We start from the raw sequence: 26,193 nt of genomic DNA, 5'->3' as shown, positions 1-26,193 counted from the left end.
GATAAATAAAAAGAATCTATTTTGAATAAAAATTGATCAAAATAGATTCTCATATTTTAGCATTAGGATTTATTTTTATAAAATAGATTGATCATTTTCTGCCTTTTTAAAAACAAATTCTAATTCTTTAAAATCAACCTCTTATTAAGCCTTAGAAATATCTACAAATCCTTCTCCGAACACATCACGAACATCGTGTATGGCGATGAAAGCATTCGGATCAGTAGATTGAACAATCCGTTTTAGCTTTATTACTTCTTGCTTATTAATAACAATATAAAGAATGTCCTTTGGGGTTTTAGTGTAATAGCCATGACCTGAGTATACGGTAACTCCTCTGTCCATTGATGTAGTCACCTGTTTGGCAATTTCATTCGGTTTATCAGAAATAATCGTAATGGCCTTTTTTGGATTCAAACCTTCGATTACAAATTCCATCACTTTAGTTCCTACATATAGCATAATAATTGTCAGCATCAGCTTTTCCGCACCAATGATGAAATAAGATGAAAAAGCAACTATTAAATCGAAGAACAATAGACCATAGCTAATGCTCCAGCCTAAGTACTTATGTGTCATCCTTGCTAAGATGGTAGTACCTGCTGTTGTTCCACCAACCCGAATAATTAGACCAATCCCGCACCCTATAAATACTCCTCCAAAAATGGCATTTACCAGCATTTCATTCGAAGCAATATTCCAACCTTCTGTCAAATGAAGAAATAACGAGTTAGTAACTACAGCAATGATTGTATAAATTGTTGTTACCCTATTCAAAAATTTATAGCCAACTATTAACAAAATCGCATTTAGAATTAAGTTAACTAAGCCTGGTGACCACTCAAATAAATAGTAGGTAATAATCGTGATACCCGTTACTCCTCCTTCACCAAGCTCGTTCGGGATAACAAACAAATTCACACCTAACGCGAAAAGAAATGCACCAATAATAATAAAAATAATGTCTGTGGTTCTGTTTTTCATACAATACCTCACTTCTTATATAAATATTTATTTAGGCATAAACTCTCATCATTATATCGTGGAACATTTAAATCGAACAGTGGTCTGTTTTTATTTTAATATAGGATTTTCATCCAACTTTATTCTAAAACCACATGTAATTAAAACAGTAAAACAAAATTATTTATTATGTACTGCAGATAAAGTTTCGATTTTACATGCAATTCACGCTTGAAAATGAATATGAACACTGAATCGCACAAACTTCGAATAAAAAACAAATATGCGAGGCCATAGATTGTCCTAATTGTAGAGTAAATAAAAAAGTACCCATCTAATTGTCATACACATGATAATTAGATGGGTACTGCATGATACGTTATTTATTTTGTTCTTACTTTACATACATTCGGTTTATACATTTGTGTTTGGAATAAATCGCAAATAACGACTTTTATTCGCCTTATTAAGACCAGATCCATACATCATCATTATTTTCAATGTTGTTCTTTGCTTCATGAACTTTTTCGATATGATCCGTTGTGTTCCAGTTAATAGAAATTCCGCCCCAACCTACATACTTCATATCAATTTTTACTTTCTCACCCGTATTAAATACTTGTCCCTTTGTTAAGTACACATCAATAATAGCTTTCTTCCCATTTACCGATGGATACTGAACAACGACATATTTAGTAGAACCTTCTACCTCATCCTCCATCGTTGCTACTTTTGATACTTCCCCAATCACATAATCAGGTGAGCCATCTTCTTTCATGTGCATACCTAACTTATTTGAAGTATTTTCAACTGCAGTTGCAACCATATATTCTGTAAAATTACGCATCATAGATCCAGTAGCTTTTACTTCATCTCCTACTTTCACATTTGATAGTGAATCAATATAAACACTAACAGGTTCCTCATATTGCTTAGATTTTACGACAATCACTCCATTATCCACTTCTACTACTCGTCCTTCTAACGTCGAGAAATTCGATTCAATAGAAGCAGCACTCGCTTTTGTTGCTTCTAATCCTGGTAAATTCGTTCCTGATAATGCTGTGATACCTAAAGCTCCAGCTAAAATTATTTTTTTCATACCCATTATGTAACATCTCCATTCATGATGATTTTAGTTGTTTGATTGGATATAATCAACCTGTAACCATTATGGTTACAGGTTATGAAAATAGCAACTATATTTCTCATGCAATCCTGCATATTGCGTATTGAATATACTTAGATTTATACAAATTACTTCTAGATATTTCGCTATTTATCCCGAAACAAACCATCTTATATACTTATCTCAATTCTCGTTCTTAACAAAAATAGTATAGGATTTTTTCTCAGAATAACTCGAAAAAAAGGGTTCTGGTGCAAAAATAAATTATAAAAAAAGTAGGACCTGAATTTCCTACTAAATTACAGATTATGATGCGATACCAAACAATTTATCAATGAAATCTTTTTGAATTTGGGCAGATTTTCCCCCTTGATGAAGTTGCTTCTTTTTCATCATATGCATCGCTTCTATGCCACTCAGTATGTAAGTGGCTGTACGGAATGATTTGAATCCTAACATCGAACGAACTCGCTTTTTAATAAACCGATGATCTTGTTCCACTATGTTATTGAGATATTTCACTTGCCTTAGTTGGATGCCTAATGGCATCTTTTTTTCTTTTCTTTTCTTAATTCTTCAACTGCTATAGGATAAGCTGGATTCTTATCGACTGTCACGACACGAGGCTCAGAAATATGAAAAGACTGCAAAGCTTTCTTGAAGAATCGCTTTGCAGCCTTATGGTTTCTTGCTTTGCTTAGGTAAAAATCGATGGTATTTCCTTTCGAATCGACAGCACGATACTGGTACATCCATTAACCTTTGACCTTCACATACGTCTCATCAACTCGCCAAGAATCATTGGTTGTCTTAAGATGACACCTTAATCGCTCATCTAATTCAGGGCCATATTGATGAACCCAGCGCATGATGGTTGTATGAGCAATAAATAGCCCGCGTTCTTCCATCATTTCGACTAAATCACGAAAACGGAGGTTGTATCGTAGATACCATCTTACGGTTAATAAAATAATATCAGGTTGATAATGTTTCCACTTGAATAGATTTTGTTTTTCATACTGATCACGTCCTTTTTTAGAGTACTAGTATCAGTATGTCCAAGTTTGGGAGATTGCTTCCATATATTTCTAATTTTTTGCACCAGAACCGTGATTCTTACCTAGAAAATTTAATTACTCGGAAATTATCTCCTTGTATATTTCTAATATCTAAAGCTTCTCTATCGTTAGTATGTCCTGTTAAATAAACAGTTTCTGAATCCTTTTTTACTACAAACATTGCATGATAGTAACTTCCTCCTGATTTTTTTTGAAGTTGTATAACATCTCCAACTTCAATATCTCTCATAATATTTAATTTATCTGGTGTAATTACTTTTTGAGTTTTACTCCAAAAGGTATAAAAATCTTCGACGTTTATCCATGTGCTAGATTCAGTAAAAATATTATCTCTTTGTTTTTTGCTGTACCAGTAATTTTTATTTGAATCAATTCCTGAAGGTTGTATAGTTGATGGAAGTGTTTCTTTTATTCCGCCAGCTTTTAGAATTTGAGAGACATAATTCATACAATCATTTGGATCCCATTTTGCATAATCAGGATTCCTATTATTCCACCAGTTATTTACATAATCTAATGCATTTTTTATATTAAGTTGTTGATTTTCGTTTAAGTTATTAGTAGCTAATTCATCTTGGCTTTTTTGATAATTATCTATTGTTGATGCTAAAGCAATTGTACTGTCTAGCGGATTTTGAGTGACCAAAATACCAAAAAATAATGTTGTGCACATTATTTTTTTCTTAAATTTCATACAAACCTCTCCTTACTGTTGATTTTTTGAATTTAACTATATTGTGTTAGTGATATCGCGTACATTTTATATAATTAAGAGATTCCTTTGTTTTATTTTTTTAATAGGCTATTTATGTTAATCCGAAATAAAATTTATTAAATACGGGTCATTTTTATATTCTACAATAAACCTAATATTGTAAATTTTTCTGCAAATTAACGGAGAAACCTTTTAAAAAAAGTTGAGAAACAATTGTTATAAATAATAACCCATTTAATTCTATTATAATTCCTCATAAACATTATTTTGGGGTCCAGCCGCACATCCATTAACTTAAGGATTTGGACTATTCTTGTAGTTAAAAGCACGTTACCATTCTCTTATATTAATGAGAAAGGGTGACGTGCTTCTTATGAATATGCACCAAAAGGTTCTGGTGCAGAGTTTCTTAAGAGATAAAAATTTAGGTTGAGCGCAATTGAATCTCAAGCAATTGTAAGTAACTTTTGCAATTCATTGTACGTTGAAAAACCGCAGTTTGGTCGCAAACGGCGGTTTTGTTTATATATAGCATGAATGGTTTCGATTCCTTTCAAGGTACGTGAAGCATGACGAAGATTTTGAAATCCTGCGGATTGGGAAAAACGTCGCTTGATATGGTTCTGGTGCAAAAAATCTATAAAACTTGGACATACTGATACTATTACTCTAAAAAGGTGTGTGATCGGTATGGAAAAGAAAAATTTGGGTTCTGGTGCAAAAACCGTTTGATAGAGATATAGAACCTACATGGCCTATTCAATGACAGATTATGATGCAATTCTAAACAACTTATGTATGAACCCAACTTCATTTTGAGCAGATTTCACCTGTAGGTTAAGTTGTCCTTTTTTCATCATATGCATGGCTTCAACGCCGCTCAATATAGAAGTGGCTGTTTCATACGACTTGAATCCTAACATAGAACGTACACATTTCTTAATGAAACGGTGATCCTGTTCCACTATATTATTGAGATATTTAACTTGCCTTATTTGTATGCCTTCAGGCATACGTTTCTCTTTTTTTAACTCTTGAATCGCTACGGGATAGGCTGGGTTCTTGTCTACTGTTATAACACGAGGTTTACAAATATGAGAAGCAGCCAAGACTTTCTTGAAAAAGCGCTTGGCTGCTTGTTTATCTCTTGATTCACTTAGATAAAAATCAATGGTGTTTCCTTTTGAATCTACTGCGCGATATAAATACATCCATTGACCTTTTATTTTCACATACGTTTCATCGACTCTCCAGGAATCATTTGTCGTCTTAAGATGACATCGTACTCTTTCGTCTAATTCAAGTCCATATTGATGCACCCAACGCATAATGGTGGTGTGAGCAATAGACAAACCTCGTTCCTCCATCATTTCTACCAAATCCCGAAAACTGAGGTTGTACCGTAGGTACCATCTCACAGTTAATAAAATCATATCAGGTTGATAATGCTTCCATTTGAACAAATTTTCCTTTTTCATACCGATCACACACCTTTTTTAGAGTAATAGTATCAGTATGTCCAAGATTTAGAGATTATTTGCAATTGCCCTGAAGTTTTTGCACCAGAACCGTATTATTGTACAAGATAAATCGATTTGTATGCAAATCCCGTTTTGGATGCTTTTAAATCTTTTCTATAACATAAACCATTGTCTTTTTTGATGGTGCATGATAAGAGTAACCTTGACTTTTATGAACATATATTTCATATTTACCTATCACTTGAAATCTTTCTGTTTCAGATTCACCGAACTTTGTTACAGAATCGCATAAAATAGTTAATTCTTTTCTATTAGTACATAACAAATTAGAAATTTGTTTTTCGATATATATTCCCCCTACCGCTAATTCTTTCAACATTTCTCTATATTGCATAATTTCTCCACCTTTCCCAATCTATTCATTCAACAAAAACCATAATTATCCTTTTATTCAAATGAACAAAAAGCCATCACCGAAGTGACAGCTCTAAAGAGGATGGTTTCTTTTCTAATCGTTCTAACGCTTCAACACACTCATTAGCTGCAGTAGTTAATTTCTTAATGTTTTCGTTAGCTTCTTTTGCATCTACATCAACTTTCACTGAAACTACATTCCATATTATTTCGAGAAAATTGTACGCTAAGAAGTTTATAAATGTTTTCGATCATATTTATAAACGTGATAATCCTTGATTTTATAGGGATACAAGTTATGTTTATAAAGGTATACTTTTACAGATATATTAAAAGGATCACTTAAAACTACATACAAGAAATCTAAAACGTACATTTTTAGGACATAGTTTCTAAAGTGAATTTTTGGGGAATTTCTCAGCAAAAAAACAGCGAAAATTGATTGATATCCGATTGTCCCAAAAATAATCGTTTGTGTTACAAATACGCTCAAAAAACGTTTTTTGGTAAATAATGTATCCCTATAACCTTTTTTCCATGTATCTCGGCTGAACCCCATAAAAAACTGTACCCCAATTATTAGTTACGTCTAACAATTGGGGTACAGTTCATTTAGAGAGTTCCTTTTGCTTCATGTATGCATATACATAAAATCTATTTTACATTTAATACATACGACCCATTTTTATTTTCATATTTGTAGACATACAAATAATATTCCCCTGGTTTCGCGTTGTATTTTCCTTTAATGATATTAGACTCATTTTGCCCATATGCTACAAAGTTTTGTAGATCTGATTCGTGATAAAGTGTCCATGTCATTCCAATCTGTTTTTCATTTAATAGGGAAATATCTATATTTTGCGGTGAATTAACCGTAAAAGTATAGACATCTACGTTATCATCGTCGTTAAGATTTCCTTCAATAGTCGTATTGAAGGTTAACGGATTTGCCTGTATATGTTGGTTATTTGGCTCTTGTTCTTGCGGGTGTTTTGAAGCTGTATCTTCTCCATTTGGTTGGAATCCTAATTTTGACAATATAGCTTTTAAATCTGGTAAAACACCAATTCTATCGAAAGATGGATCTTTAGATTGTGTTCCTGTGCTTGAGTTACTTAAGATGTTTCTTAACTCACTTGGTTTATAAGGTTGACCCAAGTGTTCCTTAGCGATACTTTGTATGGAAGTGGCTGCACCAGCAATAATTGGTGAAGCGCTCGATGTACCGTTAAAGCTAGACGTATATAAATTTTTAAGATTTCTACTTGGTTCCGCAGAAGTTGTATCTACATTTTCACCCCATCCATATACATCAATTCGACTTCCATAATTTGAAAACCATAAACGTCCGTGAGGAACAGTTGATGAACCAGCTCCGACCATGATTGCACCTGAATCTTTAAAATCTTTGCTATTACGATTTAAGACTTGTTTTCCATCTCTATCTTTAAATTTGTCTAAGTCATTTGAACCATTTGCTCCAGCCTCGATAATCACGATTCCTTTATCCGTTCCAGTACGAATGGCATCAAATACTTCTGGTCGCACTTCAACTGGTAAATAATTCTTGCCATATCCATCATAAGATGCTTGTGCCTCCAATAATAAAACATCACCAGCGTTTAAATTATTTACAGCGCTTAATATGGCATCTGCTGTGTTATACTGACCATTATCTCTTATTTGAGATATTACCTTTACTGTAGCTTTTGGTGTAATACCAATATTACCTATATTATTATCTTCCGCTGAAACAATTCCTAATACTGAAGTCCCATGACCAACGTGCTGATCTAAATTCTGTCCAGACATAAGTTTAATATTTTGATTTATTAAATCCTCTTGATTTAATAACCATCCATACTCCATATCTACAAATGTTATACCTTTTCCATCTCCGCCTTTTATACCCCATGCATAAGGTGCATTGATTCCAGATGGTGCTTCTGTAAGATACCCTTGGCTTTTAAATCTAGGATCATCAGATGGATTAAGGGATAAATTAGGTATCTGTATTTCAGGTGGTGTTAATTTTTGCGGTTCGTTAATATATACATCTTCTATTAGGGAAGATTTTTTTAGCTTTTCCAGTAAATTTTCTGCTTGTACACCCTTAGGAATTTGAAGTGTATAATAGTTTAATAAATTAGCAGATGAATTATTATCGGATGTTTGTGTACGTTCATCTAGATTTTGAATTTCTTCAGGACTTACAGATGTAAATAAGCGAGTTAATGTTAAATCTGAGAATTCGAAAAAAAAGTCTTCTAGTACTCTATCATTTTTTTCATGTTTTATTCGCTTTTCTATACCATCCTCATACGGTAAATTGATTTCATTTTTAAACTTTACAATGATTTGCTTTTCTTCTTTTTCTTCTACATTAGCTTCTTTTTGCTGTACTACTGAATTGTTTGAAGCGGCACTCACTATATGAGAAGTCTTTCCTAATCCCGTAAAAGCTGTAATTGCTAGTGTAGACACTAGCATTCCTTTAAAAATTTTCATTCATTTTCCCTCTACTTTTTTATTTTCAAACATTTTCCTATAAAAATATCAAAATAATTACGTACTAAGCTGTATACTAAATAAATTATAATGAGTATCTAAAATAACTTCAATTTATTTATATATGCAATTTTTCATAATTACTTTATACATCTGTTGCTTTGGAATAAAGTTTGATCAAAAACCTCTTACAAACTCACATTCTATGGTACACAAAAAGAATCGATTTTGAAAAAAGATTGATCAAAATCGACTCTTTCTTTGGGATTGTGTGTACAGTTTTTATAAAAAAGTTTAATCATTTTCTGCCCGTGTTTCTATACAATTGCGCCCGTTTATGAAGTCAGGGTTTATTTGATACGCGTATTTTTTAACCTTGTATGTATGAATCATCCCCTATATCCTTGTAGATTCAACCCCAGAGGACTATAGAGAACGATTTCTTCCCATCATGCCTTCAGATTTCCAAGAAGCTTATAATAAACAATTTATTTATGAAAGTACATATGATCAGTTTATGAAGAGTCTGGAAGAAGTACGATTACACAGAAAAACACTTATAGATACAAACGTTATTATTCTTTCTGCAGGAAAAAAAGCTTTTTATTCCACTGATGCACAAAACTTATGGTTGCATATGCAAGAGGAATTATTGAATTTATCAACAAATAGTTCCTTGGTTATAGCACCTAACAGTGGACACTATATCCAAAAGGATGAGCCACAATATGTAATAAATGCGGTCAAAAAGGTTCTTCAGATCGTATAATTAACTTCCGCTAACGACAATTATGTAAATACGAAACCCCTTCAGCAAGCAAACTGAAGGAGTTTTTTAGATACATTGAATACCGATAAGTTGGGTTATGTAAACTTCACATGAATAAGATATATAATATAAAAATAACGATTAACTGAGGTGAGAGTATGGAAAATACATATGAAATCCCAAAATTAGAAACAAAGCGTCTTTTATTAAAAAAACTAGATTTTCATGATTTAGATGATTTATTTGAAGTCTATTCAGATCTTCAAACAACTACATATGTACCTCGAGAGGTACACAAAAATAAAGATGAAACTCGTATTTTTTTAGAAAATACGATTGAAACAGCTAAGAAAGGTAAGTCCTTCATATGGTCTATTATTTTTAAGGATGATCAGAAAGTTATTGGAACCTGTGGCATCTGGAAATTATCACATAATAGTGCTTCTTTAGGAGCTGTTATTAATCCACTATATTGGGGAAAAGGAGTTATCGTCGAAGCTTTAGAAGAACTAATAAAGTTTGGATTTCAAGAATTAGATTTAAATCGGATTGAAACAACATTTTATAATTTAAATCGAAATTTAATTATTCCAATGATCATCCACTTTTTCTTTAATTTTTTTATAGGCATAATAAATGGACAATTAATTGAATTAATTATGTATAATGCAATTTTTTATTTAATAGTTGCGGTTTTAATTATAGTTATAAATCCAAAGAAAGTATTATACGGGAACGAAACTACAAAGTTTGTTAATGGAGATCGTGATTTGATTTAGTAATAGTTTTTACAGTTTTTTCATGTATGTTCTATACGAGATTAGTAGACATAACGTCTCATTATCGATAGCAAGGACAAGGAGGATCCCTACTCTCACAAAGGATCCTCCTTTTTTTGTTCTATGGATCTATGCATTTTTTTATACATTCCTATCCTGGCATGGTTTTAGGGTTCTCGTTTGTTACTGGATTAGCCGAAAAACTGTATAAAATCTTACATGCTCTTAGCGTGGTTTTTTTCCGAAATACTGGCGGTACCCCATCGCTATCAAGCTAAGAAATACAAATACCCCCAAAACGAGAAAATTGACATCTTCATGTGAAAATGTACAATTTTTTTTGTTTTTGGGGGATTATAAAATTTTTAAGTTGATGGGCATGTATGGTGAGGCCTTATTGTTTGAATCGATATTTGGGAGCGTTTCAAACAAATATAGAAGATAATGATAGGGGCTTAAATTGTTCTCTTTTACGGTTTCAACCACATTATACATAATGGCACTTCCTCTAGCACCTCTCGGTGTATTTGAGAACATCCAATTTTTTCTCCCGATCACAAATGGTTTAATAGAACGTTCACTTCTGTTGTTATCGATTTCTAAACGACCGTCTAATAAAAAAGCTTCAACAGAGTAGAAACATCAAAAAACTAGCGACTATAAGCCACTAGTTCAGATTGTCTTGAAGTTATTTTTCTTTCTTCTTTTTAAATGCCAAAACATAAAATAATATTGGGATTAAAAAATATGCCAATAACTGTCCCTTTCCATAAGGACCGCCCTTAATATCTCCTCCTGCTAGCTGCATAATAGATGATATTGTAAACAAAATTGCTACAACTAATGCCCATTTACGTTGAATTAATTTATTATTCATTTTTCTTCACTTGCTTTCATAAAATATTTTTTTCATACAATACCCATTATGGTAGTAATACCTATTTTAATTAGGGTTTATTTCGTATGCGAATTTTTAAATAATCTACACTGATCCCCTATAAAAAGCAAAAAAACTCCCCTGAAAATTTCCTAATGCAGTCTTAGCTTGATAGTGATGTGGTTGTACCCCACATCCATCAACTTAAAGTATATTTTTGTACAAAATGCGGTCTTTCCACTTAGTTTTTTATAATCTTTTATAGAAGTTATAAAAGTAGGCATATCAAATAAACCCTGACGGGTTTCAATTTTTTTTTACTATGCTACTTTATGATTAGAAGTGGTATACTCATAAACAACACCCAAAACATACTAAGATTAGTAGTGTAAACCAAGGCATTGGTTTACACTACTATTTTTTTATAGTAGAAGTGAAGAATAGGTCGCTTTGATATTGGGATTTTAAATCCGTACCCAAAACAGACCTTCTTCACTTACCTTATTTGAATCAGTTTAGTATGTGGATCCTTGAGATCGTGTATAAGAAATGGGAATCGATAAGAGTAAGATGAGGACTTCAATTCTACATAAGGAGGCAAAATATGCAACATGTAATTGCGTTTGATGTTAGTATGGGAAAGAGTTATATGGTTATTTATAATGCTCAAAAACAATGTATTTTTGAAAGTGAAATCAATCATTCTAAGCCCGATTTTGAAGAACTACGAAAACGAATAGATCAACTTATGAATGAAAATAAAAAATCACCTCATATTGTGTTCGAAGCAACTGGTGTCTATTCGAGACAACTGGAGCGTTTTATGCAAGATAACAAGTTTGAATACTTTCTGTTGAACCCTTTAGAAGCGAAATTACAATGCGATTCCTTACGGATTCATAAAACCGATAGAAGCGACGCGCATCAATTAGCTCTCACACATTTCACGGCTTCCCGGAGGGAAAAGACAGGCACAGATAACTTATTTTATCAATTAAAATCACTCTCAAGATTTTATAGTGAACTGGATGACGTTTTATGTGAACAACTCAAATCGTACGCGAAACGCTATCAGGAGCTCCTTCATCAAAAAGAACAGTGTATCACGAAGATGGTACGATTAGCTGAAAGTCGCACAGAATATCCAATTATTCTTAGTTTTCCAGGAATAGGTCCCAATACGGCTATACGTTTGTTAGCTGAAATCGGGGATATTACTCGCTTCGAAAATAACAAACAACTTAATGCATTTGCAGGTATTGATATACGCCGTTTTCAATCAGGAAAAACTTTTTTCAAAGATAAGATCAATAAACGTGGAAATAAGCATCTGCGTAAGCTTCTTTTTCTCATTATCCAGAACATGATAAAGCTACGCCGTTACGGACAGAACCACATTGTTGAGTATTATGATAAATTAAAAACGCAACCTTATAACAAATGTCATAAAGTTGCGTCAATCGCATGTGTAAATAAGTTATTGAAGCTCCTCTTCTACCTTATTACACATAATATACACTATGATTATCGGTTAACCGCCTAAAATCATAGTCTCATTCATCATACTATATTTATTCCCCCTAGTAAAAAAACGAATACATATTAGGGGTATTTAGTTTGCATTAAATTTAACATATATGATATAGGCTTTGCGATATTTAATTGATTAAAAATCTAAAAATAAGGATTGACTAATCGTAAGAAATATCAAAGACTGTCTTTTTCTCGTATCGATGAGATTTTCGTCCGTTGTGCTGTAGGAGGTTAAACAGACGAAGGAGAACCTTTGATATCTCTTGGGTGTTTTTGTGTAATGCTTGATGAAACAGTAAAAAATAATCCTTAATCATGTACATCGCTTTATATTCACTTAGCTCTTTCTGTTTCTTACGCAACGGGAGTTCTCTCATTTTAAACATAGTAGAAGAACATAATAAGATACTAATGAGTTGACCATAAAGATGACATTCTAACCGCTCTTGTTTAATAGATTTGCAACGATGAATTTGAAACCAAGATTTCCATATTTTAAATAACAGCTCAATTTGCCAGCGTAGTGAATATAAATCATAGATTTTCTCTTTTGGTACCCATTCCGTAGGAATATTTGTCATATATACCGTAATTCCTTGTAAAAGTTTCGTACGCTCTGTATATGTAATCCCTTTTTTCTTTTCGCGAATCGCTCGATCGCGTAGGCGTTTCTGTTTTTGCTCCTCGGTACATCTATAAACCACAATGCGAGTAGGCAGTTTGTCTTTACTCCCTACATATACATCATGTAATTCATACACTTGGCCAGGTTGTAATTGTTTCATGATGTCTTCCAAATGAATTTGTATATATACCGGTCTTAATTGAGCGGGTTTTGTTTTAAATACCACTGTTTCGAATTCTTTTCTATATATTTTAGTTGGTAACTTAAGACGTGATAAATAATATCCTTGCTTATCTTGAATAGACTTAAAGTCTTGTAAACGAAAATATCCTAAGTCACGAATATACAGTTCATTCTTTTGTGCCATGCCTGTTCGAGTCGCACTATATGCCTGATCACTTCGTTTTCCGGGTTCAATTGCCACATCAGAAAATTCTCCACTCAACAAGTCATACTCTAGTTGAATTTTCACACCAGCTTTATGACTATATCCTCCGGCATCAGGATAAGTAGCTGCGAATCGATCTGGAACTTGGAAGGTTGTAGAATCAAGGATGCGAATCCCCTCAAAATAAGCAGAAAGAGAATGAGAAATCTTAGATACTCCTCCAATTTTAGCTTGTAGAAGTGTAGTAAATACAGTTCGAAAGAAGGCTACAGAAGCCGAGTTAAATCGTCGATTAAGTCCCTCCGGACTTAATAAGACTCCTGTTGAAGTTTCTAATTGACTACAAAGTTGAGTAAGAGAGGTAGTAGCGACTTGTTGATTTAACCATACACCCAAAGATAAGAAATGGTGCCCGTGGCACTTACGTTTTCGTTTCATCCCACCTGCTTTTATAGCTAATTGATTAAGTGTAGCGGGAGACATATATCGATATAACTCTTCGGCAAATAAAGATAATTCTTGTTTTTGGTTCATATTCATAAAAAGCACGTCACCCTTTCTCATTAACATAAGAGAATAGTAACGTGCTTTTAACTTCAAAAATAGTCTAAATCCTTAAGTTGATGGATGTGTGGCGCTCCCCCTTATAAATGTTACAAAAATCTTTCAAATAGCTCTAACTTGCACAATGCTTCCCGTTAATATAATACGCTGATTCTGTGAAAACCGTAAATACAACCTCTACTTCTGGAAGTCCAAAATCCATTACATATGTAGTAATGGCCTTGGCAAATCGATCACGAATTTCCTGTCCACGCTCGAACCATTTCACTTCAATAAGAGGAAACGCTTCTATTTCTTCTCCATTGAATACAAACGTAGAACTTGGTAGTTCCAACGTAAAATTATCCGTACCACACTCACAAATCTCTGCGAGCTCTTCTACTAATGGCTTGCTTATGCGTTTTAATTGTTCAGTAGTAATTCCACGAAACACAACATGCGGCATGTGAATCCCTCCGTTAGATAGCTTTATATTTGCTCACATCATAGCACAATTTATTTTGCTGCACTAGAATCTATTGGTACATTTCAATGACATTCTTAAGTTGATGGACATGTGGCGGCACCCCTTACATTACAATTTTTTCGAATTATATTTTGAATTTTTTCGGAGAAGTTCTTCAATAAGTTTTGCTTTTTCATTCACCTTTGTTACATATGTGAAATCACCATAACAATATGGATACCTAAAATTATTTTTATTTCCACCACAAGTGTACATCTCTGGATTTTGATCAACTTTCATCTTAGAAAACTTTTTGGCCGAATCTTCCGAGTGTTGTTTAACTTCTTGACTAGCAATAAAATCAATATACCCTGGTCCCATATTATAGCTTTGAATAATTGTATCCATGCTAACATTTTTTTCCGTTCCATATTTGTACATTTGAGCAAAGTGTTTTACCCCTTGTTTAATGCTCAAGCTTGTCTCTTGAATTTCATTTGGCTTTAATCCAAGTGATTCAGAAGACTGCATAGGGTCGTTGCCCTCACCTCTACTCTCTTGGTACATAATTCCTAATAAAACTGCTGTTTTACCTCCTAAATTATATTTTTCTAATTCTTTTTTCAAGGTGGGCTCATATTGCAATAAACGTTTTTCGGTAGCGAGCGCTTTATTTTTTTGAATATTGGTTTTATGATTAAAATATAATATTCCAAGCATTGTTCCTACACCTAAAATACTAATAAAGAATACTATTATAATTTGTTTTTTACTCGTATTCTTCATATATTACTCCTCCTCGTATAAAAAATTCGTACCTTTTTGAACTCAACATTTTTTTTAGGTGTGAAATTTAATATAGGAATTTAAAGATGAAATGTAAGAAAAACAACCGCCTGAATTGGAGGATTTTTCAAGGCGGGTTATTCTTTGAATCGTTTCCGTCCCCCTACAAGTATCACACTTTTTTTTTGAACTTTGTTGTTCTTTGTTTTGCCCAATTGATGCATTTCTTTTCAATTAAATGATACGATAATATAGAACAAAGTATTGTCGTTGTAATACATAAGATAAGAAGAAAAAGGGTAGGTATCTTTGCATACAAAAGTTTAAAGAGTACCATCGTGATTGGAAAATGACATAAATAGATACTATATGAAATTTCCCCTAAGTATACAAATACACCCTTATTTAAAATAGCTTTTACCTTTAGGTTATTCATTGCCATAATGATTATTATACTAACACCAATTACGACACCCCAATCTTTTAATAAGAAAGTAGTAGCATTACTAGAAAGCCCATAAATCAAAATGGAATATAGATATAGAAAGACCCCTAATGCGATAAGAAGTTTTCTGTTTAAGTTTTTCATACTTCTATATAATTGAGTAAGTTCTTCCTGATGTTTAAAAAGTAGCATTCCAACCATAAACATAGATGTGAAATGCAGTGTATCGGCATAACCATTATAAAACCCCTCAGCTTTCCCAATATGCAACATATTAAGGAAAATACTAATTAAAGAAAAGCTCATAGCAAGCAGTATCGTTTTCTTCCAACTTTGTTTATAAAACAGAAGGAATAACAAGGGAAACACGATAGATATACGCATTTCTTGAGCTAATGACCAGATAACCGGATTATAATTATCCGTAAAAAAGTTATTAAGAAGTACAAAGTGATTCATAATATCTAATTTTGTTATAGGCCCTTGCCACTTATCATAGAACCAATCTCGTAGTCCCGTAACTTCATATGGTGAAAACAAAATAAATAAAGCAAAGGTGATGCATATCCAGAAATAATAAGGGATATAGATTCGTACAAATCGCTTAATAAAATATCCCCAATAATTTGTTTTTGAATGATAAAGTGCCATAGATAGCACAAAACCACTGAGCACATAAAAAATGATTACAGCTTCCCCACCAGCCCATAAAAACCTAAGAGGGGAAAATTTAATAGAATTGGGCAACGATGGTAGCATTAAGCAAAAGTGTCCAAATACAACTGTGATAGCCGCTAGTCCTCGTATTGAATCTAATTCGTTTATTCTCTTACTCATAAAGTGTTCTCCTTGTCAATTGTAGATTTTGCTGTTAATAAAGGTCATTTAAACCCTCGATACTACAAAAAAAGTTGTGTATCTTTTAAAGAGATTTTTCATATTCATGCATAAATTATAGAATAATTATAGAAAGAAAAAATAAAATTTATCTAAAGTTTTTTTTAAGATGGTATTCCAATTTATTGAAACGCATAAACATATTTATTTATTTTAAATGTTAAAGTCTGTGTTTGTTCACAGCGTTTTTGCTGTAACAATAAAGAAAAAATATGTTGTAAAAACAAAACTGCCTTTGTATTTAAGCGTTTATTTAAGCCCTCAAGGCTGAGTAAGGTACCAGTGGCTGCATGAAGTTTACTACATAATTGTACTAAGGGGGCACTTGCTACTCGTTGACTGATCCAAATACAAATCGTAGCTAAGTCTAAGCCAGAAAACTTACGTTTTCGCTTTATAAATCCAATTTCTCTTGCAAGTTCTGCTAAAAATACAGGTGTAATATATTGCTTTAATTCTTGAGAAAATAGTTGTAATTCATCTTGAATCGAAAGATTCATAAAAAAAACGTCATCCTTTCTATTTAGCTTTTTAGAAAGAATAACGTTTTTTTACACTTGGGGGTAGTAAAGATTCTTAAGTTGATGGACATGGGGTCACCATATCAAAAAAAGAAAATTGTACGTTTAGACACAATTCGGACACATTTCAAGGTGTTTGGTGTACACTATGTCCAATTTGATCGTTAAGATTTATAAATGACTGCAATATATTGTCAATAGAAGCATATTGGACTAAAATCTCATCTTTCGTTCGCGATATAACACTCTCCTTCACTTTTTATAAAACTCTTTTTTATTTAACAAAAAGGTAATCAAAATCCAAGAGTTTTAGCAAGGTCATGGCAATGATTTAAAACGTCTTATATCTTAAAATAATAGGTATTTTTGATTTTTGAGATATAAGACGAAAATATAATATTATCTATAGAAACGATAAAATCCCAAATAGAGACATTCAAATTACATTTTTTAAAATGTAGCCCTGAAATATAGAATCGTTCATGTACCCTAGCAATTGACTACATTCCCTCTTACAAAAGTAATCCTGTATCCTTTGCTTTTTGCACGGCTTCTTCTCGATTTTTGACTCCCAGCTTTTCATAGAGATTGGAAGCGTAATTTCTTACTGTTCCGTTTGATAAGTAAAGCTTCGAAGCAATTGTTTTATAACGGCTACCTTGTGATAATAGATTCAAAACTTCTAGTTCGCGTTTCGTTAAGCCAAACTCTTTTCCATCTGATTTTGATTCAACTAATCCTGTTTCTTCATTTTCTTCCCACATTCTATGAAACAAGTCATGGTTAATCATCGTGCCTCCTCGATAGACTAGTCGAATCGATTCAGCTAGTTCACGTGAATCTATGGACTTCAGCAAATAGCCGTCAGCACCGTTTCGTATGATTTCTTTTGCCCTTTCTGTGTCCTGAAACATTGAAAGGATAAGAACACGAATGTCAGGCCATTTTCCCTTAATTATTTTGGTCGCATGAATCCCATCCAGGTTGGGCATCTCCAAATCCATTAATACTATATCTGGTTTCAGGCTTTCACACAATTCCACAGCCTGCTCTCCATCTTCAGCCATTCCCACTACCTGCAAGTCTTCCTGTCCATTCAAGATTGTATGAAGACTTTCTCGAATAAACGAGTGATCATCGACGATACACAAGCGTATTCGTTCATTCGGTAATTCTACCATTTTCGGTAACAAACATGAGATGAGGGTCCCTTCCCCTTTTTTGGAGTATACAGTAACTCTCCCTTGTAGCTGTATCATACGTTCTTTCATTGCGCTTAATCCAAATCCATCCTTCCAATCCTCTACTCCGCAACCATTATCCTGTACATCCAATCTTATCTGTTGCGGCTCAAAATGCAGCGATACAATAATTTCGGTGGATTGTCCATGACGCACCGCATTCGTTAACGCCTCCTGCAAGCTCCGGTACAGCGTCATTTTTGATTGCTTGGAGACCATATACTCTTCCCCTATTATTCGAGTGCGTACATTTACTTCTGCATGTTTCTCAAATTCCTCTGTTAATTGTTGCAACGTGACAGTTAAAGGAAGCGATTCTTGTGATAAATCCATTTGATGCAAATACATTCTCACTTCCTCCATACTATTACGAGCCAATTGTAATAATGAATCGAGCTTTTGCTCCCCTTCTTTAGTCTTTAATTCCGTACGTAATGTTTCCATCCCCATAATAATTGAGGTATAGGAATGCCCCATCGTATCATGTAAATCTTTTGAGAGCCTGTCACGTTCCTCCAGCAAAGTAATCCGCTCAACTTGTGATACGTATTGTTCTAATACTTGCTTCTGGTTCCGAATAGTTTCACTTTGACGATAATTGATAACCAGTAAACGAAAGGAAGAACCCATAATAAAAGCTAAACTGATTTGTAGGATTATTACCCATAAATCTGTTACCTGAGAAAATATCGTAATGAGCAATGGGAATAAAATAATTGTGATAGAACCCGACCAACGATATGATTTATGAGCACTATTTGCCGCAATCATGAAAGTTGGCATTAAAAAAGCAAGATACGCTGACGGAAATAATAAAGTTAAGTAGAAGCACACTCCGCCAAATAAAATTATCTCAGCAAATAGATAATAGCGAGAACTGAACATTAAACAAATCCAAGGTACTGAAAATGAAGCAACTTCCCATAGAATGATGATCCAAAGTGGTACAGTCAAATGATCTTGGTGTTGGATAGTCGTTAACATCAATGATAGCCAAATGATAAAACGTATACAAAGTAATACCCAATCATACCAGAACCATAGTTTCAAAGTCTTAAACAATTTATCACCCCTTTATAGCTTTAAACATGGAACGCGTGTACATTCCAATTATTCGAACTAAGCAGTTTCCAATAAAAATATGTATCCAGATGAGAATGCAACCAACAATCGTGACAAAAATAGCTTTCTCCCATGAATTCACAGCAATTCCCAATAAGTATATATTAAAATATTGAAAAAGTAAGGGTATAAAAATAAATAAAAGCGGAGTTATGTACAGTATAACGGCACATATAAGGCTAATCATTCCAACAAAAAATTTCTGCATGAGCCAAAAAATAGCCCTCCAATTGCTACTATTAAGAATTATTTCTCCCGCTTTAATCCATCTATCTCCTCCTCTTTTTATCCTTGGCGGTAATGGCTCTATCGATATATCCGTATAAACCTTCGTCTGAATACGTTCATACTGGACAAACGTGTGAGTTGTTTGCAACACGCCTGCCAACAAGGGAATACCTACGAAGAAAACTGTCATTACTAAAGCAAATGTAATGCTGACCAGATAGAAGCAAAAGTAAAAAAAGCCGGATGCAAAAGTAAACAACAAAAAATAGAAATCCTGCAAAGTTTTTTGAGCTGATGCTTTCGTCATTAAAATCTCTCCTTCTCATTCATTGCTAATGCATTAAAAGTTTCTCTTTGATTCTAAGAATTTTTCTGTCACATACGGTAGTGTCAAAGTGTCATGATTTGTATGACAAGACTATCAATACAGCCTTAGCCCCCTCAATTTTTGTTGTCCTTTATAAAAATGACAAAAGCTCACTATCTACTATGACTTGCCGCTTGCTACACTCTGTTCATAAACTAACGAGCCAATAACTCGTTGTGCCCAAAAAAATTCCAATCAAATAAAGGAGTGTACAAAAATGAAAAAAGCAATCAACAAACTGGGGATAGTTGGAATTCTGCTCACTTCTACAAGTATGATTTCTGCGTGTTCTCAACAATCATTAGAAGCTGGAAAATCAAAATCATCGGCAGCCACGACCGATATCCAAATGACGAAAGCACCCAATAATAAAAAAGAAGTAGAATCTTTTGCTGATCCGTTATTTGAGGAAAAAATGAAGAAGTACAATGTAAACGGTTCTAGTTTTGTCGTCGTTCATGATGGAAAGGTTGTCGTCAATAAAGGGTATGGGTATGCTGATAAAGAAAAGAAAATTCCCGTTACTAAGGACACGGTCTTTCAAATCGCTTCAGTCTCAAAAACTTTTACTGCTTTAGCTGTGATGCAGCAAGTTGATAAAGGAAAGCTTAAACTAGATCAAGATGTACAACAATATCTCGGTGGATTGAAAATACCTAATAAAACAGGAAAACCTCTTACCTTGTTTGATATGCTCACTTATACCAGCGGAGTAGATTTTCCTGATATCACCACGATAACTGGACCTGAATACATTAATCATAGTATGCCGATGAAGGAATTTTTCTCTAAACATATGCCAACGGTGGTACGGCCGCCAGGAGAATCTTATACGTATGACAACGTTGCATTTGCACTCGCAGGGTTTGCAGTGGAAAATGTTACAAATACACCTTTCTCACAATATATGGAAAATAATATTTTCAAACCATTAGATATGAAATCTACAAGTTTGAGCCTTACGCCTAATCTTCTCAAGAGAATGGCTACACATTACGGTCCCACTGGTGATCCGATTCTAACAAGTGGCAACGGTCTAATGGATGCACCACAAGGAGGCATTATATCTACCGGAGAAGACATGTCAAAATACATGATTATGCAGCTACAGAACGGAAAGTTTAAAGGCCAAGAAATTGTAAGTAAAAAAAGCATGGATATGATGCATGCCTATCAAGTTTTTGATGATAAGACAATTCCTGTTGCAACAATTGGATTTGAGACGCCTTTCAATGACTTGGCTAATGGTCAACACGTTGTAATAAAAGGGGGAAGTATGCCGGGACATCAATCACTGATGATTTTAGTGCCTGAACAAAAAACAGCATTCTTCATGTCTTACAATAATGATTCAACGATGAGTATAGACATGTATGAAGCTTTCATGGATCATTATTTCCCTGCTAAGAAGGGGGAAAAAACTAGATACCTCCCGTTAGAGGAGAAAGAAGCCCAGAAATATTTGGGTTTGTACCAAAACACACGTTTAGCTGCAATTCGCACCCACTTTACCTATGAAAATGGGGATTTGGTCATGGAAGGGGGAATATCCGGAAAACAAGTTCTCAAAATGATTCATCCGTTGTTATTTGAGGATTCGGAAGGTAAAAAGGTTGCTTTCAAAAAAAATGCAGCTGGAGAAATCACATATTTTCACTACAGCTCTCCTAAGAGCCTAGATTTTATGGCTGATGCACAAAAAATTAACAACAAGCCGTCCTTTGTGGATGTTCCGCAAAAGGGTAACTATAGAAGGCATATCGATAATCTTCATGCTTTAAACATCATGGATGCTAAAAAAGGTAATTTATTCGATCCGATGGGCACTATGACACAAGGAGAATTTGCTGATTCCTTGTTGCGTGCACATGGGTGGAGTGCTTTTCCAGACGAATCCAAAGAGGCGAAGGAGAAATTTATAATAGGTATTCCTGGATATGACCGTACAGCTCCGATTACCCGACAGATCGCAGCAACCATGATTCAAAATTTAAAGCAGATTCAACCTGACCAAGCTAAGAAAGTTAAATTGCTTGATAATGCGGATGACTGGGCAGTCCAATCTATTCGAGCACTTGCCTCTCAAGGAATCGTAGACCCTGATACTTCGATCAACACGGACGGATCCTTTATTTTCCGTCCGAAGGATCTGTTACTGCGCCAAGAAGCAAGTGCCTTGCTCGATTTAGCCTTTGGCTATTATGCCCTACCTATTATACAGAAGTAGGTATTTATACAAACATGAATCATGATAAATATTTAGGAGGAGTGTTCCATCTGCATCAAGCTAAAGCAAAAAGCAAATGTCGATAATTAAAAACCATTATGGGACAAAAACTCCATCAAAAGGCAGTAAAATAAATAACCGATTCCTTAACGTACAGGGGATCGGTTAATTTATGTCTAAAATGTGTCTAAACGTACAATTTTCTTTTTTTGATATGGTGACCCCTTGTAGACCGTTCATATAGCTTCCCCCCCTTTCTATAATCGTATCATACTTAAATTTAAATACTGGCTTATACACGTATTTCTCATATAGCCATTGAAAAGGAATCTCCTAGTATTACGGATTTGTTTTTTATTACAAGAAAGCTCATTTTTTCGTTTTGGGGTAATTCTGAATTCTTAAGTTGATGGGCATGGGGTATTTTGTTTTGTTAGCTTGATAGTGATGTGGTGATACCCCATTAATTAGATATAGTATGTGAAATTTTAAAAAAAGACACTCAATTCGAGTGTCTTTTCTTTTTGTAGATATTATTATTGAAGATTTACTCGAACTTCTTCTTCTGATAAGGAAATTGGTTTGAAGATTAATTGAAGCTTAGGATCTCCTTGTTTTGATTCGAAAGCAATAGTTCCAGTTATTTTCCCATTTTGTGCAAGTTTTCCAAAATTCAATTGAGTATCTTGGTTAATCATAGTTAACGTTGGATCTACAATATTTCCTTCACTGTTTTGTAAACTGAAATCGTGAGCATTATAATGTATTTCTTCTTTGCCGCCGTTTTCTATAGTTACATTAGCGATTAAAAATTCATGACCCTCTTTAGGTTTATCGAATTCTCCACCTGGAGACTTTTCAACATTTGTAACAGTTAATTTGTGATTTCCAAGTTTAATTGTTTCGCCAACTTTAAATTTTTTTTTCTCTTCTTTCTTTTCAGTTGTTTGTTCTGTTTTTGTATCATTTGATACTTTCTTGGCAGTTTCTTCTGTATCACTACATCCCGCTAGACTTATAGCAAGCGCTCCAGTTATAACGAGTGTACCCATCTTCTTATACATTTCGTTTCCTCCAATTATGTAAAATGTATGATTCCTGAACTATCATAACAAATATGGTTACAACTTTTTTGTCAAATTATGTCGAACATAAATAAAAAAAGAGAGCATAAGCTCTCAGATGGAAAATGTTTCTTCTACAAGGGGTCACCATACATGCCCATCAACTTAAGAAAACAAGTTACCCCCAAAACGATAAAAATAAATTTCAGGTTTATAAAAACACAAAATTTCCATTTAGAGGGTACTTTAAAATCTTAGCTTGATGAACATAAGGATGTTTTGCTAGCTTGATAGCAAAATATATAAGGTTTTTCACTAAAATGGGTCGCCAGTCATTACAGTCATAAACTCCTTAAAAAACTGTTCATAATTCATTTGTATTGCAATCCTATGTTTTGGACGATTACCGAATGTTTCTGGTTCAAAAGTAGATCTAAAATCTCCTATACTTTGTCCTCGTACAGTATCAAGTGCATTAACCATCACTGCTGATTGATGGTACGTAAAAATATCATCACGATTAATCGCAATCAAAGTGAGCACATCATGAACCGGGCTACCTTGTATTCCAGGAACTTTTTTTTGATAAAATTGATAATAGTAATAGTCTAAAAGAGGCTTTAAAAACTTAGTTTTTCCTTTAGAGTGAATATAATTGACCATTTCTGGTGTTACGATAGCTGATTGTGTAACATTCAAAGGATAAATTGATAGATTTTTTGCGTATCTCATTACAATATTGGCTGCTACAGGATCGCCATAAAAGTTAGCTTCGGCAATGGGGGTAACATTTCCTGGATATAGAAAAGCTCCTCCCATAATATAATAAGAATGTACATATTCCATCACATCTCCATAAAGGAGAAATAAAGTTGCAAGTGAAGTTAGCCTTCCGGTATTCACGATAATAAGTTCATTTTTATACTGCTTAATAAGTGTGAGAACCTCAAAAAAATTCTCAAATGTTTGAAGCTCTAGTCCTGGATAAATGGGTCCTATCCCAAATTTACCGTGAACTTCTGGATAAAAAGTTTCAGCTTCTGAAGACATGGAATGCTCCGCCCCACCAAAAACTTTTATATATTCTTTTCCTACACTTTTAAGTAAAAAGCGAACATTTCTAACAACTTCAGCTTTAGGTACGTTCCCATAGTCTGCAACAATTCCCATAACATCAATTTTATCTGTCAAATGCGCATATATGATAGCTATCGTATCGTCAATTCCGAAATCTCCAAAAAACAGTACTTTTTTCCCCATACAATGTTGCTCCTTAATTTTACTAGTTTTTAAAACGGATTATAATTATGTATCGTAGTATAAGATTGTTCCCATGTCTTTTTGTAGCACTGTGTATGAATGAATTCATCTAGTTAACATACACTTTCGTTAATAATGAACAAATTCCTTTTGTATGAAATTAAATAGTATGTAATTACTAATCTTAATGTGTTTTTTCTGATACCTTATGCTCATCAAGTGGCCCTCAAAATGAATAAAATACGTTATTCTTTCTGTAGAATCATAGGAAAGGATGGCGTTTTTTATGTCTGTTTCTGTGTCTGACGAGTTACAACTATTTGCTCAAGAGATTCAAAGTTTTTTATCTCCAAATACCTTACAAGATCTTGCTAGAGATGTTGGTTTTGTACAACGAACCAGTAAGTACCAAGCAAAAGATTTAGTAGCTTTATGTGTATGGGTGAGCCAAAATATAGCTATGACTTCTTTAACTCAGTTATCTAGCTGTTTAGAAGCATCAACAGCAGTACTCATCAGTCCTGAGGGACTGAATCAACGATTTAATAAGGCGGCTGTCCAACTTTTACAACACCTACTAGCCGAACTTACTAAGCAAAAAATTGGCCGTATCTATGCCGATTTCTTCTCCATACACTTCTGTTTTTAAGCGTATTCGTATTTTAGATTCAACTGCATTTCAACTCCCGGATGTATTTTCATCGGTTTATCCAGGTGCAGGAGGATGCAGCCATACAGCTGGGATAAAAATTCAACTTGAGTATGATTTGTTAAGTGGACAGTTCCTACATATTCATACAGGTCCAGGTAAACAACATGATCGCACTTATGGCTCTCTGTGTGCCCCAACTGTGACAGCGAATGATTTATGCATCCGAGATTTAGGCTATTTTCATTTAAAAGACCTTCAATATATACAAGATAAAGAGGCCTACTATATCTCTCGTATCAAGTCGAATACACGTATTTATCAAAAAAATCCTAATCCTGATTATTTTCAAGATGGAAGAATTAAGAAAGGTACAGAGTATATACAGATAGATATGGAGACGTTAATGAACTCCCTTCAACCAGGACAAACATGTGAAATAGCTGATGCTTATGTAGGAATGATTGATAAAGTGCCAGCTCGTGTAATTGTTCATCGATTAACAAAACAACAGCAACAAAAACGATTACAGGATCAAGCTGTAAGAGAAAAAAAGAAAGGAATGAAGTATTCTCCTCGTAGTAAACGACTCAGTGGTATCAATGTATATATGACAAACACCCCTACAGATATTGTCCCGATGGGACAGGTACATGACTGGTATTCTTTGCGTTGGCAAATCGAAATTTTATTTAAAACGTGGAAGTCATTCTTTCAAATTCATCATTGTAAAAAGATAAAACCAGAACGATTGGAGTGCCATTTATATGGTCAATTGATTGCCATTCTACTCTGTTCTTCTATCATGTTTCAAATGCGCCAATTGCTCCTCATGAAGAAAAAACGAGAGCTTAGTGAGTATAAAGCCATATATATGATTAAAGACTATTTTCTTCTTCTATTCCAAACTATACAAAAAAACACCCAAGAGCTATCAAAGGTGTTACTTCGCCTGTTCAATCTCCTACAGCAAAACGGGCGGAAATCTCATCGATATGAGAAAAAAACGGTCTTTGATATATTAGGTGTCATTTACAATTGTACTCTGTCTGATAATCAAGCCGCTTAATTCAAAAAAGTGAAACCCGTTAGGGTTTATTTCGTATGCAAATCT

The 26,193-nt window shown here is 33.9% G+C and carries 19 protein-coding genes and 6 pseudogenes; 5 read left to right on the top strand and 20 right to left on the bottom strand.

Annotated elements, in window-relative coordinates:
* Window positions 1–144: 144 nt before the first annotated feature.
* From MHH71_RS28125 to MHH71_RS28085, 9 genes and pseudogenes are all read right to left on the bottom strand, one after another.
* The gene (locus tag MHH71_RS28125) at window positions 145–984 is read right to left on the bottom strand and encodes a YitT family protein (protein WP_006097289.1); all 840 of its coding nucleotides are present in this window, start codon (window positions 982–984) and stop codon (window positions 145–147) included.
* A 445-nt stretch (window positions 985–1,429) separates the two neighbouring features.
* Window positions 1,430–2,071, bottom strand: a complete 642-nt coding sequence (locus tag MHH71_RS28120; protein WP_006097290.1) for a F0F1 ATP synthase subunit alpha — start codon at window positions 2,069–2,071, stop codon at window positions 1,430–1,432.
* Window positions 2,072–2,398: 327 nt separating this feature from the next.
* A pseudogene (locus MHH71_RS28115) lies at window positions 2,399–3,066 on the bottom strand (IS6 family transposase).
* A gap of 142 nt (window positions 3,067–3,208) precedes the next feature.
* Window positions 3,209–3,865, bottom strand: coding sequence for an amidase domain-containing protein (locus tag MHH71_RS28110; protein WP_006097294.1), 657 nt, complete (start codon window positions 3,863–3,865; stop codon window positions 3,209–3,211).
* Window positions 3,866–4,332: 467 nt separating this feature from the next.
* A pseudogene (locus tag MHH71_RS28105) lies at window positions 4,333–4,506 on the bottom strand (IS6 family transposase); the annotation flags it as partial.
* Between the two features lie 150 nt (window positions 4,507–4,656).
* Window positions 4,657–5,364, bottom strand: a complete 708-nt coding sequence (locus MHH71_RS28100; protein WP_078211929.1) for an IS6 family transposase — start codon at window positions 5,362–5,364, stop codon at window positions 4,657–4,659.
* Window positions 5,365–5,509: 145 nt separating this feature from the next.
* Window positions 5,510–5,761 carry a hypothetical protein gene (locus MHH71_RS28095; protein WP_006096822.1) on the bottom strand — a complete coding sequence of 84 codons (252 nt, stop codon included), beginning with the start codon at window positions 5,759–5,761 and terminating at the stop codon, window positions 5,510–5,512.
* A gap of 76 nt (window positions 5,762–5,837) precedes the next feature.
* Entirely contained in the window at window positions 5,838–5,969 is a 132-nt protein-coding gene (locus tag MHH71_RS28090) for a hypothetical protein (RefSeq protein ID WP_006096823.1), read from the bottom strand.
* Window positions 5,970–6,435: 466 nt separating this feature from the next.
* Window positions 6,436–8,292: a S8 family peptidase gene (locus MHH71_RS28085; RefSeq protein WP_006096824.1), complete on the bottom strand. Its 1,857-nt coding sequence runs from the start codon at window positions 8,290–8,292 to the stop codon at window positions 6,436–6,438.
* Window positions 8,293–8,692: 400 nt separating this feature from the next.
* Here MHH71_RS28085 and MHH71_RS28080 point away from each other — a divergent pair.
* Together MHH71_RS28080 and MHH71_RS28075 are read left to right on the top strand one after the other, a co-directional pair.
* Window positions 8,693–9,061, top strand: a pseudogene (locus MHH71_RS28080) (alpha/beta fold hydrolase); the annotation flags it as partial.
* A gap of 158 nt (window positions 9,062–9,219) precedes the next feature.
* Window positions 9,220–9,840, top strand: a complete 621-nt coding sequence (locus MHH71_RS28075) for a GNAT family N-acetyltransferase (protein WP_078211927.1) — start codon at window positions 9,220–9,222, stop codon at window positions 9,838–9,840.
* A gap of 354 nt (window positions 9,841–10,194) precedes the next feature.
* Here MHH71_RS28075 and MHH71_RS28070 read toward each other — a convergent pair.
* Both MHH71_RS28070 and MHH71_RS28065 read right to left on the bottom strand, forming a co-directional pair.
* Window positions 10,195–10,464, bottom strand: a pseudogene (locus MHH71_RS28070) (IS66 family transposase); the annotation flags it as partial.
* A 64-nt stretch (window positions 10,465–10,528) separates the two neighbouring features.
* A complete protein-coding gene (locus MHH71_RS28065; RefSeq protein ID WP_003202969.1) occupies window positions 10,529–10,717 on the bottom strand; it encodes a hypothetical protein in 189 nt (62 codons plus the stop codon).
* Between the two features lie 604 nt (window positions 10,718–11,321).
* On the opposite strand from MHH71_RS28065, the gene MHH71_RS28060 reads away from it, so the two are divergent.
* A complete protein-coding gene (locus MHH71_RS28060) occupies window positions 11,322–12,260 on the top strand; it encodes a transposase (RefSeq protein ID WP_340725670.1) in 939 nt (312 codons plus the stop codon).
* A gap of 148 nt (window positions 12,261–12,408) precedes the next feature.
* On the opposite strand, the gene MHH71_RS28055 is transcribed toward MHH71_RS28060, so the two are convergent.
* The 7 genes and pseudogenes from MHH71_RS28055 to MHH71_RS28025 all read right to left on the bottom strand — a co-directional run bounded on the left by MHH71_RS28055 (window position 12,409) and on the right by MHH71_RS28025 (window position 19,819).
* The gene (locus MHH71_RS28055) at window positions 12,409–13,803 is read right to left on the bottom strand and encodes an IS4 family transposase (protein ID WP_340725669.1); all 1,395 of its coding nucleotides are present in this window, start codon (window positions 13,801–13,803) and stop codon (window positions 12,409–12,411) included.
* 136 nt (window positions 13,804–13,939) lie between these two features.
* Window positions 13,940–14,272, bottom strand: coding sequence for a DUF1904 family protein (locus MHH71_RS28050; protein WP_001120967.1), 333 nt, complete (start codon window positions 14,270–14,272; stop codon window positions 13,940–13,942).
* Window positions 14,273–14,401: 129 nt separating this feature from the next.
* The gene (locus MHH71_RS28045; protein WP_006097602.1) at window positions 14,402–15,058 is read right to left on the bottom strand and encodes a lysozyme family protein; all 657 of its coding nucleotides are present in this window, start codon (window positions 15,056–15,058) and stop codon (window positions 14,402–14,404) included.
* A gap of 172 nt (window positions 15,059–15,230) precedes the next feature.
* A complete protein-coding gene (locus MHH71_RS28040) occupies window positions 15,231–16,340 on the bottom strand; it encodes an acyltransferase family protein (protein WP_006097603.1) in 1,110 nt (369 codons plus the stop codon).
* Between the two features lie 230 nt (window positions 16,341–16,570).
* A pseudogene (locus tag MHH71_RS28035) lies at window positions 16,571–16,900 on the bottom strand (IS4 family transposase); the annotation flags it as partial.
* 533 nt (window positions 16,901–17,433) lie between these two features.
* Entirely contained in the window at window positions 17,434–19,224 is a 1,791-nt protein-coding gene (locus MHH71_RS28030; protein ID WP_033799542.1) for a helix-turn-helix transcriptional regulator, read from the bottom strand.
* A 4-nt stretch (window positions 19,225–19,228) separates the two neighbouring features.
* Window positions 19,229–19,819 carry a sensor domain-containing protein gene (locus MHH71_RS28025; protein ID WP_006097606.1) on the bottom strand — a complete coding sequence of 197 codons (591 nt, stop codon included), beginning with the start codon at window positions 19,817–19,819 and terminating at the stop codon, window positions 19,229–19,231.
* Between the two features lie 277 nt (window positions 19,820–20,096).
* Between MHH71_RS28025 and MHH71_RS28020 the strand changes: the two genes are divergently transcribed.
* The gene (locus tag MHH71_RS28020; protein ID WP_006097607.1) at window positions 20,097–22,106 is read left to right on the top strand and encodes a serine hydrolase domain-containing protein; all 2,010 of its coding nucleotides are present in this window, start codon (window positions 20,097–20,099) and stop codon (window positions 22,104–22,106) included.
* 536 nt (window positions 22,107–22,642) lie between these two features.
* Here the strand turns inward: MHH71_RS28020 and MHH71_RS28015 are convergent.
* Together MHH71_RS28015 and MHH71_RS28010 are read right to left on the bottom strand one after the other, a co-directional pair.
* Window positions 22,643–23,170 (bottom strand): DUF4352 domain-containing protein, encoded by a 528-nt coding sequence (locus tag MHH71_RS28015; RefSeq protein ID WP_006097608.1) that lies wholly within the window; start codon window positions 23,168–23,170, stop codon window positions 22,643–22,645.
* 315 nt (window positions 23,171–23,485) lie between these two features.
* Entirely contained in the window at window positions 23,486–24,430 is a 945-nt protein-coding gene (locus MHH71_RS28010; RefSeq protein WP_006097609.1) for a nucleoside hydrolase, read from the bottom strand.
* Between the two features lie 286 nt (window positions 24,431–24,716).
* Here MHH71_RS28010 and MHH71_RS28005 point away from each other — a divergent pair.
* Window positions 24,717–26,148 (top strand): annotated as a pseudogene (locus MHH71_RS28005) (IS4 family transposase).
* Window positions 26,149–26,193 lie beyond the last annotated feature (45 nt).

This window comes from Bacillus sp. FSL H8-0534, assembly GCF_038005885.1.
Taxonomy (GTDB): domain Bacteria; phylum Bacillota; class Bacilli; order Bacillales; family Bacillaceae_G; genus Bacillus_A; species Bacillus_A pseudomycoides.
This window is presented reverse-complemented; position numbering and strand designations above follow the sequence as displayed.